Source organism: Enterococcus raffinosus (genome assembly GCF_019175485.1).
Classification (GTDB): Bacteria; Bacillota; Bacilli; order Lactobacillales; family Enterococcaceae; genus Enterococcus_A; species Enterococcus_A raffinosus.
The window spans coordinates 1,427,784-1,440,423 of sequence record NZ_CP072888.1; the positions used below are offsets into that span (position 1 = coordinate 1,427,784).

14 protein-coding genes and 1 other annotated feature are annotated in these 12,640 nt (G+C 38.8%); of the genes, 13 read left to right on the forward strand and 1 reads right to left on the reverse strand.

All coding sequences use genetic code 11. The features are described from left to right. Window positions 1-79: 79 nt before the first annotated feature. The 3 genes from J9537_RS07010 to J9537_RS07020 are packed head-to-tail and all read left to right on the forward strand — an operon-like array spanning window position 80 to window position 1,489. Window positions 80-589, forward strand: a complete 510-nt coding sequence (locus tag J9537_RS07010; RefSeq protein WP_218257230.1) for a MarR family winged helix-turn-helix transcriptional regulator — start codon at window positions 80-82, stop codon at window positions 587-589. After that, window positions 586-1,092, forward strand: coding sequence for a flavodoxin domain-containing protein (locus J9537_RS07015; RefSeq protein WP_218257231.1), 507 nt, complete (start codon window positions 586-588; stop codon window positions 1,090-1,092). Before J9537_RS07010 ends, J9537_RS07015 begins: the two co-directional genes overlap by 4 nt. 16 nt (window positions 1,093-1,108) lie before the next feature. Further along, the gene (locus tag J9537_RS07020) at window positions 1,109-1,489 is read left to right on the forward strand and encodes an FMN-binding protein (RefSeq protein WP_218257232.1); all 381 of its coding nucleotides are present in this window, start codon (window positions 1,109-1,111) and stop codon (window positions 1,487-1,489) included. Between the two features lie 74 nt (window positions 1,490-1,563). Here the strand turns inward: J9537_RS07020 and J9537_RS07025 are convergent, their stop codons facing one another. Next, window positions 1,564-2,271 (reverse strand): GntR family transcriptional regulator, encoded by a 708-nt coding sequence (locus J9537_RS07025; RefSeq protein WP_114526073.1) that lies wholly within the window; start codon window positions 2,269-2,271, stop codon window positions 1,564-1,566. 166 nt (window positions 2,272-2,437) lie between these two features. Here J9537_RS07025 and J9537_RS07030 point away from each other — a divergent pair, with 166 nt between their 5' ends. The 10 genes from J9537_RS07030 to msrA all read left to right on the forward strand — a co-directional run bounded on the left by J9537_RS07030 (window position 2,438) and on the right by msrA (window position 12,553). Beyond that, window positions 2,438-3,421, forward strand: coding sequence for a sugar isomerase (locus tag J9537_RS07030; RefSeq protein ID WP_218257233.1), 984 nt, complete (start codon window positions 2,438-2,440; stop codon window positions 3,419-3,421). Window positions 3,422-3,717: 296 nt separating this feature from the next. Further along, window positions 3,718-4,137 carry a PTS sugar transporter subunit IIA gene (locus tag J9537_RS07035; RefSeq protein ID WP_010744704.1) on the forward strand — a complete coding sequence of 140 codons (420 nt, stop codon included), beginning with the start codon at window positions 3,718-3,720 and terminating at the stop codon, window positions 4,135-4,137. Beyond that, entirely contained in the window at window positions 4,134-4,604 is a 471-nt protein-coding gene (locus J9537_RS07040; protein WP_010744705.1) for a PTS sugar transporter subunit IIB, read from the forward strand. Before J9537_RS07035 ends, J9537_RS07040 begins: the two co-directional genes overlap by 4 nt. A gap of 14 nt (window positions 4,605-4,618) precedes the next feature. After that, window positions 4,619-5,407: a PTS mannose/fructose/sorbose/N-acetylgalactosamine transporter subunit IIC gene (locus tag J9537_RS07045; RefSeq protein ID WP_218257234.1), complete on the forward strand. Its 789-nt coding sequence runs from the start codon at window positions 4,619-4,621 to the stop codon at window positions 5,405-5,407. Between the two features lie 15 nt (window positions 5,408-5,422). Then, window positions 5,423-6,238 carry a PTS system mannose/fructose/sorbose family transporter subunit IID gene (locus tag J9537_RS07050; protein WP_218257235.1) on the forward strand — a complete coding sequence of 272 codons (816 nt, stop codon included), beginning with the start codon at window positions 5,423-5,425 and terminating at the stop codon, window positions 6,236-6,238. A gap of 88 nt (window positions 6,239-6,326) precedes the next feature. Continuing rightward, a complete protein-coding gene (locus J9537_RS07055; protein ID WP_114526078.1) occupies window positions 6,327-7,304 on the forward strand; it encodes an SIS domain-containing protein in 978 nt (325 codons plus the stop codon). A gap of 138 nt (window positions 7,305-7,442) precedes the next feature. Further along, window positions 7,443-10,172 (forward strand): sigma 54-interacting transcriptional regulator, encoded by a 2,730-nt coding sequence (locus J9537_RS07060; protein WP_218257236.1) that lies wholly within the window; start codon window positions 7,443-7,445, stop codon window positions 10,170-10,172. Between the two features lie 8 nt (window positions 10,173-10,180). Continuing rightward, window positions 10,181-10,813, forward strand: a complete 633-nt coding sequence (locus J9537_RS07065; RefSeq protein ID WP_010744710.1) for an HAD family hydrolase — start codon at window positions 10,181-10,183, stop codon at window positions 10,811-10,813. A 91-nt stretch (window positions 10,814-10,904) separates the two neighbouring features. Beyond that, window positions 10,905-11,136: a binding site (T-box leader), on the forward strand. A gap of 72 nt (window positions 11,137-11,208) precedes the next feature. Then, window positions 11,209-12,024 (forward strand): MetQ/NlpA family ABC transporter substrate-binding protein, encoded by an 816-nt coding sequence (locus J9537_RS07070; RefSeq protein ID WP_218257237.1) that lies wholly within the window; start codon window positions 11,209-11,211, stop codon window positions 12,022-12,024. Window positions 12,025-12,046: 22 nt separating this feature from the next. Further along, window positions 12,047-12,553, forward strand: a complete 507-nt coding sequence (gene msrA / locus J9537_RS07075; protein ID WP_002334638.1) for a peptide-methionine (S)-S-oxide reductase MsrA — start codon at window positions 12,047-12,049, stop codon at window positions 12,551-12,553. Window positions 12,554-12,640 lie beyond the last annotated feature (87 nt).

Sequence of the window (12,640 nt, forward strand, 5' to 3'; positions counted from 1 at the left end):
GGACTATAGATTCTCATTTCAACTCAATGTAGAATATAGGTAACAAGTTACTTAATTATGAGAAGTGGGAGGAAGGGTAATGTCTATTGAACGTTTAACCGAAGCCTTTAAGGAGGGACGTGATAACCAGCAACGAGCAATTTTTGCAAGTATGTTTATTCTTGGCAATCGCCTGCAAACCTCCTTTGATAAGGTAGATCCATTTGTGACAATTAAACAATTTATGGTCCTGATCATGATCAAGCAGGCACCCGGTCGAACCTTGGATCTGACAAGTTGCGGTGAGCTTTTAGGCTGTTCAAGGCAAAATGTAAAAAAATTAGCAGTTGCTCTAGAAAAAAAAGAGCTGCTAAAACTATCCCGCAGTGAACGTGATAAACGACGAATGGATTTATTTTTGACGGATAAAGGTGAGGATTATTTTCAATCAGTTAGTCGTCTGCATGAAAGCGCATTAACCGCTATTTTTGCCGAATATTCAGATGAAGAGTTGGAACTTTTCTTCTCTATCTTTATGAAAATGTACGCAGGAGTAGAGAAACTAGAAGCGTTAGAGTCGATGGAAGGCAAAAAGGAGGAATTGCGATGAAAAATATAGTCGTTTATGGAACAAAAAAGGGGAGTTCAGAAATCTATGCAAAAGCTTTTGCCAAAGAAAATGACTACCCAATCCTAGAATATACTGATCTCACATCGATGGAACTTGCATCTGTAGATAGGGTTTATTATTTTGGCAGCGTTTATGCTGGAAATATTTTAGGTTTGGAGGAAGTGAAAAAGAAAGTAACAGAAAACCAATCCCTCGTAATTATCTCAGTTGGGCTTACTTCAATTTACGATCAGGAAAAGCTGGAGGAAATTCAACAAGGAATAGTCAAATTTTTTCCAGACGCGGAGCATGTTCATTTAAGAGGAAGAATAGTAAAAGAACAATTGAAACTACCGGAAAAGCTAATCATAAAAATGATTAGTAAAAGCAGCGCAAAGAAGGAAGAGGAGGAAAAATTGGATATTGAAAAAGCGATCGAAGCAGTAGTTAGTGAAGGAAAAGCAGATTATATTGATTTAGCAGAGTTGGTACGGATACCTTAAAGGAGTGAGTCGGAAAATGGGAAAGAAATTAATTATTGTATTACTTATTCTTGTGATCGTTGTTTTATGTGTGAAAGTTGGCGCTTCGTATTTAACAAAAGAAACATTAAAGAAAGTAACCATTCAGAACGTAGATGTTGCGAAACTAGCAAATGGAGAATATGAAGGAACAGCTAAGATCAGCCCAGTTTCAGCGAAAGTGAATGTGCTTGTCAATGAAGGGAAGATAGCATCAATCAAAATTGAAGATCATATGACCGGATTAGGCAAAGATGGTGAACAAATCGTTAACAAAATTATTGACGAACAGAGTTTGAAAGTGGATGCTATTAGCGGCGCTACCCAAAGTAGTGTGACGATCATTAAAGCGGTCGAAGATGCTTTATCCAAAGAATAGTAACGATTCAGAAGGAACAAAAGTTGATTTGAAAAAAGTGGTGCGCTTCTGATAAAAAGAAGCGCACCACTTTTTTATAGATAATATTTAAATAAATCAGGAAGATCCACGCGAACGAGCTCTTCTGAAGCGAGAACTAACTGGTTTTTTGAATCATAAACGGTTCCTTTGTGGTGAATAACAGAAAGCCCACTTTGTACATTAAATAATTTGGCTTCTTGATCGGTCAGTTGACTGATTGCTACTTGATTTAGCCCTTTGTATTGAGGATCAATACTGAAAGAAGCAAGTACTTGGTATAGCGATCCGGACAAATCAGTGTCCAATAAAAAAGTAAAAGCTAATGGGAGGTAGTTTTTTTCCAACATAATCGGCACCCCATCAATTTTACGAAGACGCTCAACTAAAATAGCTTCTTTTGAGTTGAATAAATCAGCGAAATCTGTGGGTACAGGACATTCGATAACTGAAATCACTTCAGAAGTCAGCTTTTTCCCTTGTTCTAGACAAACTTGCGTTAGTGATAAGGATTTTTGTTGAGTTTCAGCCTGTTCTTTAACAAATGTCCCCTTTCCTTGAAGGCGCATCAAATAGTTTTCTTCTACTAACTCGTCAATCGCCTTTCGTACAGTAATTCTGCTGACAGCGAAGCTTTTCTGAAATTGTGCTTCTGAAAGTAATTTATCGCCGGGCTTCAATTCGCCTTCCTTGATTTGTTTAAGGATGGTTTCTTTTATCTGCAAATAAAGAGGTTTTGTTTCATTAATAATCTTTTGAGCCATTTCTACACCACCTTTTCTTATATTATACGCAAATGCGATCTATATATCAACTTCAATACAAGTTTGAATAAACATTATAAACATGTATTGACAAATTTCGTAACACGTATTAAACTTGTCTTGTTGATAAGACGCATAGGATTAATAATGAAAGTGAGGAGATAGTATGGAACTAAGAAAAATGATTGAGGAAATCGAAAAAAATAAGAAAGCAACGGGTGGCATCAAAAATGTTATTTGGTTGGCAGCAGGTGGAAGCTATGGAGGATTCTATCCAGGACACTATTTTTTGGATCAAGAGGCAACGACGCTTCGCTCGAAAAATATTACTAGTAATGAATTTGTTAAAGCCCCTCCAGCTTTTGTTGGAGAAAATACTTTAGCTGTTGTTTGTTCAATGCGGGGCACGCCGGAGACGATCGAAGCGGCAAAACTTGCGAAAGAACTTGGGGCAGCCTCCTTGGCATTATATGTCGATGAGTCAGAATTAACAGAGGTTTGTGATTACAAAGTTGCTTATGATTCTGTCGCGGTAGACAGCAGCGATTTTTCGAAGACGAATGCCGCGTATGGGTTAAAAATAGCGATGCTGGCGATGGATGTCGTTGAAGGATATGAACATATGAGTTTGGCATTGGAGAGTTTTGAAGCGGTGGATAAAATCTATAAACAAGCGGCAGCAGATATTCGTACGAAAGCGATCAAGTGGGCGATGAAAAACCGTGACTCAAAATCTATCCATGTCATGGGCAGCGGCGCAACTTTTGGCGCAGCGTATATTTTCTCTATATGCAACATTATGGAGATGCTGCAAATTGATTCCCCAACAGTCAATTCCTGTGATTTCTTCCACGGACCGTTTGAAGTGATTGATGAAGAAACATCTGTTTTCTTGCTTATCGGTGAAGGGGGCAGTCGATCAAATGACGAGAGAGCTGCACGTTTCTTAGAAGAATTTGGCGGAAGCAAAGTATTCCAATTGGATGCTCGTGACATTGGTCTGAATCATTTTGACCCGAAGGTGAGTGAGCATTTCAATCATTTGCTTTTCTCTCCAATCTTAAACAATGTATTTATGAGGGAATTGGCTTACCAGATCAAAAAGGACTATATGACACGTACTTATATGTGGAAAGCACAATACAACTAATCAAAAAGGCGCTCAGCAGATCAAATTCGATTTGCTGAGCGCCTTCTTTCTCCTACTATACTATAGAAGAAATAAAACACATTCCTTTATATTTGCAATGAAGTGTATTGTAGAAGTTTTCTGATTCTATAGATAGAAGTCCTTCCAACACTCTTGCCCACATTATTTGTCCTATCAAACAATGTGTTGAAAGCGTTTGATAAAGTGTTGATAATAAAGGGTTTGTGGCTTCTATCAAAAAATGGCACGCTACTTGCTTTATATAAAAGTGAGAACAGTTATAAGGAGGATAGGGAATGAACAAGATTATTTTAGCAAGCCACGGAGAGTTTTCACAAGGATTGAAGCAGACTGCGTCAATGATTATCGGTGATGAAGGCAATATTTTTGCTCTTTCAGCGTTTCGAGATGAGGATGAGCCGATCAAAAATCAAGTAGAGCGTCTACTCCAAACAATCGGTTATGAAGATGTGTACATTTTAACGGATATTTTCGGTGGAAGTGTCAATAATGATTTGTTAACGATTCAACAGGAGCATCCAGAGCTTCATTTATTTGCAGGGATGAATTTACCCTTGGTAATTTCCATTGCGACGCAAGCTGGTAAGATTGAGTCAAATCAGCTAGCAGCGATTCTTGAGGAAAGCCGACAAGGAATGATTGATTGCAAACAACTATTAACAACAAAAATTAATATTGGAGGGGACGATTTATGATTAAGCTTGTACGAATTGATTATCGTTTATTACATGGTCAAGTAGTATTTTCTTGGACCAAGTCACAGGGAATCAACCGCATTATCGTAATCAATAAAGAAGCAGCGACGGATGAATTCAAGAAAATGTCACTAAATCTGGCAAAACCGACTGGTGTAAAATTGAACATTTTTACTGTTGAAGAGGCCTTGTCAAAAATGCCAAAAGTAGAAACATTGAACGAAAACATTATGCTGATTTTCGGAAATACGAAGGAGACATTAGCCTTTTGCGAGGCCTATCCTAAAATCAAGGAAATCAATTATGGCGGGATACCAAAAACCAATGATGGAAAGCAGTTTGGCAGTGCGATTTTCTTGAATGAAGAGGAGCAGCAGGAAGCTAGAAAATTGAAGGAGATGGGTGTGAAACAATATATGCAGCAGATACCAACCTCTAAATCAGAGGATTTAAATAAATTAATTTAAAAGGAGGGCTTTAAATGTTGGTTCAATCAATAGTTTTAGGATTGATTGGTGTGTTTGTCATGTTAGACTCCCGCTTGTTGGGGCGACTGAACTTCGAACGGCCGTTAATTGTTGGGACCTTAGTTGGTCTGGCGTTAGGGGATTTGGAGAAAGGGTTGCTAGTAGGGGCATCCATTGAATTGATTTCATTAGGTGTCGTTCAGGTCGGAGCTGCCGTACCTGCAGATATGACATTGGGTGCAGTTATCGCAACGGCTTTTGCAATTTTATCTGGTTCAAATGCAGAGACAGCTTTGACCATTGCGATTCCGATCGCAATTTTAGGGCAATTATTGGGAATTTTGATGCGAACGGTTTTGGCTAGTTTGACCCACCGAGCCGATTCGTTAATTGAGGAAGGAAAGTTCAAAAGGGTGCAACATATCCATATTGTATGGGGAACCATCCTGTATTCCTTAATGTATTTTGTCCCGATCTTCCTAGCCATTTATTTTGGAACGGACTTAGTTAAGTCGATTGTGGATGCGATTCCTCAGTGGATCACTGATGGCTTAAGCTTAGCAAGTAAATTGTTGCCAGCCTACGGGTTTGCTCTACTGTTGCAAACGATGCTGTCTAAAAAAATGATGCCGTTTTTGGTTTTAGGATTCCTGATTACTGCTTATTCGGGCTTAGGAATTACCGGCGTGGCACTATTTGCTGGAATTGTCGCATTTGTGATGTATCAAATTGAAGCGAATAAATCTGGTGGCAGTGGCGGCGGTGGTACCGCTGAGGAACCTGACGCACTGGATGATCTATAAAAGGAGGTTAAGAAAATGGCAAAAGAAAAGGATCAAAATGGTCGTAAATATTGGCAATTTTTCTGGCGCTCATGGGCCATTCAAGACTCTTGGAACTATGAACGTGCGATGAATATGGGCTTCTTATACGGGATTGCACCAACATTGGACCGTATCTACAAGGATCCAAAGGATGAAAACTTGAAGAAGGAAGCTTACCAACGTCATATGCTGTATTACAACTGTACACCGCAGACAAGTGCCTTTGTCTTAGGATTAGCAGCTTCAATGGAAGAGCAATACTATGAGGATCAAGAAGGATTTAATCCGGATACGATCAACTCGGTTAAAACGTCATTAATGGGTCCATTATCTGGTATCGGGGATTCCTTCTTCCAAGGAACCGTTCGTGTCTTGGCCTTTGGCTTGGGAATTAATTTGGCGCAGCAAGGCAGTATTTTAGGACCGATCTTAGCGATGATCATTTCATTTGTTCCTTCTTTTCTAGTAACTTATTATGGCGGGAAATTTGGGTACAATATGGGGAATAAGTATTTAACGAGATTATATGAAGGCGGTTTAATGGACCGCGTGATGTATGTGTGTTCCATTATCGGTTTGATGGTTATTGGGGCAATGATCGCCAGCATGATCGGAATCACTACGCCAATTAAATTTGGGAAGACGTTTGTATTGCAAGATGTCCTAGACAATATTATGCCGCAGATGCTGCCATTTGCTTTGACGATGCTCATGTATTGGTTGCTGCAAAAGAAGGTCAACACAAGTGTGATGTTGCTGATTTGTATTGTCGGCGGATTAATTTTAAGCGCTTTAGGGATTTTCGTTTAAATCAGGTAGTTGGAGCGAAGCTATGGAAAGGAAAAACATAGTGATGCTTCTCTAAATAAAAAAAGAAAACTGAGGAGGAATTCAGAAAATGAATTCAACGATGGAAGCAAAAGAAATTATCAAAGAAATAGTAGGGAAAACAGAAGTGAAACACGTTGTTTTCGTTGGCTGCGGGGCGTCAAAAGCAGATTTGTATCCAGCAAAATACTTTTTAGACCAAAATGCGAAACAATTACGCATTAGCCACTACACAGCCAACGAATTCAACTTTGCGACACCAACTTCGGTCGATGAGAACACGGTGGTGATCTCAGCTTCACTTGGAGGTGCAACTCCAGAAACAGTAGAAGCTAATGCAATTGCCAAAGATAAAGGTGCTACAGTAATTAGTTTAACACGAATCGTTGACGCACCGTTAACAAAAGATGCAGATTATGTTATTTATCATGGGTTTGCTGAAAACTATGCAACGAAACTTGAAAAAACAGGTTATTGCTTACTACTAGCGGTTGAGTTATTAAATCAGGTGGAAGGCTATGAACACTACGATAAAATGATGGACGGTTTTGCCAAGATTTATGATCTAGCTCAGGAAAGTGCAGAATCAGCGCGTAAAGCAGCAAAACAATTTGCGCAACGCTTTAAAGACGAAAAAGTTATTTATATCATGAGTAGCGGAGCCACTCATGAGGTAGCGTATTCTTCTTCCGTTTGCTTGATGATGGAAATGCAATGGATCAATTCGGGTACTTTCCATGCAGGAGAATTCTTCCATGGCCCGTTTGAGATCGTTGATAAGGACGTTCCATTTATCCTATTGATGAACGACGGAAAGACACGGGCGATTGATTCACGCGCCTTAGCCTTCTTAGATCGTTTTGATGCAAAAACAGAAGTTGTCGATGCATTAGATTACGGCTTATCCGCTTTTGTTGAAAAAGAAGTTTTAGATTACTTCAACCCATTTGTAATCACAGCAGTATTCAGAGTCTATGCTGAAGAACTGTCCTATGCGAGAGAACATCCTCTTACAAAACGTCGTTATATGTGGAAACTTTCTTACTAGTCGCAAAAAAACTTTGCGAAAAAACTGAGATACTTTATCTCGGTTTTTTCGTTTTATAAAAAATGAATCCCTTAGATAAAGAAAATGCTATAAAATAAAGTTGAGGGTACAAAAATCGATGAAAAGCAGGTGATGAGAATGAAAAAGGAACTGGATGACTATTTATATGAGTTAACGATGAATCTCAAAGAAGGATCAGAAGAGGCGTTTTCAGCTTATAAGATTGCTGAATCACTGCAACTCAATCGTAGTACCATCAGCAGTTATTTGAATCAAGCATTTCGTGAGGGAGAACTGATAAAGATAAAAAGCTATCCTGTTTTGTTTTTACATAGAAGAGCATTAGAAAACGCTTCTATTCAGATAGACAAAGCGGAGTACGAATCGATCAAGGAATTATTTGCACAAGATCGTGGGAATGCCATTGAAGAAATCATCGGTGCGAATGGCAGCTTGAAGGAAGCGATCGATCAAATCAAGACGGCTGTCTTGTATCCTCATAACGGATTACCGATTCTATTGATGGGTGTAAGCGGTTCAGGAAAAACTTTTTTGGCAGAAAAAATTTATGAATACGCCAAGGAACAACAGGTGATAGAATCAAATGCTCCATTTATCGCCTATAATTGTGCTCAATACTTTAATAATCCAGAGCTATTATCCTCCGCGTTGTTTGGACATACAAAAGGAGCCTTCACAGGAGCGGACCATGAGCATAATGGACTGATTGAAAAGGCAGATGGCGGCATCTTATTTTTAGATGAAGTTCATCGCTTATCTGAAGAAGGGCAAGAGAAGCTGTTTACCTTCATGGATACAGGCGAATTTTCACCCATGGGAGACACCAGTATTCGAAGAAAAGCGAATGTCCGCTTGATTTTTGCAACGACGGAGAACGTTTATTCCGCTTTCTTACCCACCTTTTTGAGGCGTTTACCAGTTATTGTTACCTTACCCAAATTTCAAAATCGGCCGCAATCTGAGCGGCTGCGCTTGATCGATTCCTTCTTTATTTCAGAAAGCAGCATTTTGGATAAGGAGCTGCAGGTTTCTTATCAAATGATTGATTTCTTGCTAAATAGTGATTTAGAAGGAAATGTCGGGAAAATCAAGAATATCATCAAATACGCCTGTGGAAATGCCTATGTGCATCAGAAGAATAGTCAGACGATCTTTGTTCGGTTAAAGGATCTGCCACTAGAGTACAATCTGAAATTCAAAGAACAGTTTAGTAAACCAAAGAAGAAAATGTCAGATCGCACATACCTACCCAACACGACTCAGCAAATTCACTTGGAAAGCAAAGAGACACAACTGCTTCGTAATTTTTTTGATGAAGTCGTATCAGAATTTAAAAAGGTCCAGAAAAAAGAGAGTCAGCCGCAAGAATTCATTGAGGATACTGTTAGTCGTGTGACACGAATGATGGACGAATTTATTTTTCAAGGAACGTATGAAAAGGAAGAGTCTTTATATTCCGTGCTGACTTATCATATTCGACAAACACTGGATATGATGTATGAGAACTATGGATTTGAACAGGATGGCAATCGGGTTGTTTCTTTAGCAAGCTATCTTTATCTAAAGGATAATACAGATATTTTAGATAGTGATTATGGCTGGCAGGAACAAAAAAATGAGCTGATGGAATTCCTGGATTCATTTTTAGAAACGCCATTTTGGTATGCTAAAAAGCTATTGAGCTATTTATCCCAGCAGTTGGATCAGCGATTATTGGATGAAGATATTGTTTTTGTGACCTTTTATTTTTATAGTTTACAGATCAGCGACCTGCCGAATGACGTAAAATGTATCGTACTAGCCCATGGCTATTCGACGGCCAGCAGTTTGGCGAATGTCGTGAATCGGATGTTAGGGAAAAATGTGTTTCAGGCCTATGATATGCCCATCAATATCACCTTAGACAAGGTTGAAACACAGATTATTCGTTATATCAATGATTATCGTACAGATTCAGGATTGATCCTACTAGTAGATATGGGTTCCTTCAATCAATTGGGGGAACGTCTTTCAAATCATATTAAGAGTCCTTTGGTTATTATTGATAATGTCAGTACACCGCTTGTATTGGAAGTCGGAGAACATATTGTTAACGGCAACAGTGTCACCGAAGTTTGTGAGGCGATTACTGTCGAAAACCGTATACAAAAGCAACTGATCATCCCAGAGGTAAATAAGAAAAAAGCGATCATTACCTGCTGTTATACAGGAATAGGAAGCGCCACTCAAATCCAAGAAATCCTACAGAAGTGCTTAGGTGATTCTGCAAAGGAATTGACCATCCTGCCTTATGACTATAAAAAATTAGCTGAGAATAAAATGTATGAGACTCCATTTCAGCTGTATGATGTCTTGATGATCGTTGGGACAGAAAACCCGAAAATCAATCAAGTCCCATACATTGGTTTGGATCAATTAATCAACGGAGAAGCCGTTTCAGAATTTGCGGAACTATTGCATGAACAAGTCGACATTGATAGTGAAGCCTTCAAGAGTCAATTGATTTTTAATTTCTCAATTAACAAGATCGTAGAAAATTTAACGATCCTTGATGCAACGAAAGTTTTGAGATTGGTACAAAAGGCTGTCAAAGAACTCGAAAAACTAATGGGGATCGAATTTTCAAACAATCAATTGTTCTTGCTTTACATGCACTGCTGCTCAATGATCGAACGTATTTTACGCAAAGAAAGTGTAGATGAACAAGCAGATATCAAAGAATATGTTCAAAAAGAGGGACATAATATGGAGTTGATCCATCAAGCATTTCAAGAGGTTGAGAAGGAATATACGATTGAGCTTCCTTTGTTAGAGCTTCGCTTACTAAATGATATTGTGAAGGACTAGGTGAGAGAATGAGAAAAGCAGTAATATTTGATATGGACGGTGTGCTAATTGATAGTGAACCCTTCTATTTTAAACGTCGAATGGATTTTTTTAAGTCTAAAGGCATTCAACCAGGCTCTGATAAATTTGAAGATTATGTAGGAAACTCGGAAAAACAAACATGGGAAATGCTGATTCCTAATGATGAAATTACACGTGATCGCCTTCATCGAGAGTACCTTCATTACAAACAGCAACACGGAATTGATTTTTCAAAGGCTATTCGAGAAAGCGTGCCCTCAGTATTAGAACAATTGAGAGTAGAAAATATCGCAATTGGATTGGCCTCGTCATCCCCACGCAAAGAAATTGATCAAATGTTATCCGACTGCAAATTGGAACGCTATTTTTCATATACTATTAGTGGGGAAGAGTTAAAGGAAAGCAAACCTAATCCGGAAATCTATTTGATCAGTCGCGACGCCTTAGCCTGTGATGATTGCCTAGCTGTGGAAGATTCAACATTAGGGATTGCTGCGGCTAAAGCGGCGGGTATTTATACGGTTGCTTTGAAACAAGGGTTCTTTATGGATCAGAGTAAAGCGGATATTATTATCAATGAGCTGACAGAGCTTGTGACTTTGCCACAGGTAACACGATAGAGGTGAAACTCCTCAATTTAAAAGTTGAGGAGTTTTCGCTCTTTTTTTGTTGCAAAGCAAGATTGTTTATATTAGAATAACGTAAATCAATAATGAAGCATTGAAGAGAAGAGTAATTGACTAATAGACGATTAAAGAGACCCTCGGCAGGTGAAAAGAGGGATCGTGGAAAATCAATGAAGATGAGCTCTGAGCCTCTAGTTTGTTCACGCAAGCTGGACGGGAAGCGACCGTTACATCGCCGGGTATGTTTGTACCGTTGAGGTATTATTTGTGAGAATAATACGAATAAGGGTGGTAACGCGAAAATATTCGTCCCTTTATTTATCAGGATGCTGATAGGTAAAGGGATGAATATTTTTTTTATTTGTCAAAAAAATTGGGAGAGTGTTTGTATGAAAAAAATTGGTTTGGTTTTATTGGTGTTAGGTTGTGCGACTTTATTAGCTGCCTGCGGCTCGGGTTCAGCTGAGAAGACGGATAAGGTAAAGATTGGTGCTTCACCGACGCCCCACGCAGAAATCTTAGAGCATATTAAGCCGGAGTTGAAGAAGAAGGGGATCGAATTAGAGATCGTCAAGTTCGATGACTATGTTTTGCCAAATAAGGCATTGGAGAATGGAGACATCGATGCGAATTATTTTTCAACGGTTCCATACTTCAATTTGCAAAAGAAAGAAAATGGGTATCAATTTTCAAATGTGGGGGCGATCCATCTTGAACCAATGGGCATTTATTCACACAAAATAAAGAAAATTGCTGCTATTCCCGATGGGGCAAAAGTGATTGTTTCAAATGTGCCCTCTGAATGGGGCCGAGTCTTAAATATTTTTGTAAAAAATAAGTTGATCAAAATTAAACCTGGGATACAAATTGATCAGGCAACTTTTGAGGATATTACTGAAAATCCTAAAAATCTGGTCTTTGATCATAGTGTGGATCCGACATTACTGACTTCAGCCTATGAAAATAATGAAGGGGATTTAGTCGCGATTAATTCTAATTTTGCTTACGAAAAAGGGTTGAATCCAGTGAAGGATTCCTTGATGATCGAACAAAACGATTCGCCATATGTGAATATTGTCGCGACGAAAACGACGAATAAGGACAATAAAGACATTAAAACAATTGTTGAAACATTGCATGAAGCCAAGGTTCAACAATGGATTGAAAAGAAATGGGGCGGGTCCATCGTCCCTGTGGATGAATAAATGTAAAGGATAGGTGAGAAAGATGGAGCGAGCAATTTTTGCAGGAGGTTGTTTTTGGTGTATGGTCAAACCCTTTGATTCATTGCCGGGAATTGAATCAGTGATTTCTGGTTATACTGGCGGTGAGAAAGAAAATCCAACGTATTTAGAAGTAAAGAGCGGCGATACAGGCCATACTGAGGCGGTAGAAATTATTTACGACCCAGAATTCATTTCATATCAAGAATTAGTAGAAATTTATTGGCAGCAAACAGATCCGACAGATGCTTTTGGTCAGTTTGAAGATCGTGGCAGCAGTTATCGTCCGGTCATATTTTATTTTAATGAAGAACAAAAAAGAATTGCTGAGAAAAGTCGAGACAGCTTGCAGGCAAGTGGAAGGTTTGATCAGCCGATCGTAACAACCATCGAGGCTGCAAAAACTTTTTATCCTGCTGAAGCTGAACACCAAGATTACTACCAAAGAAATCCGGAGAACTATCAAAGAAACGCCGAGCGAAGAAATAAATTTATTCATGAAGTTTGGTAAGTCCAAGAACGGTCAATCCACCCTTATTAAAACACGCAGAATTAGTATCAAAACTGAGAGGTTTTACTATGTCCAGTACAGTAAAAT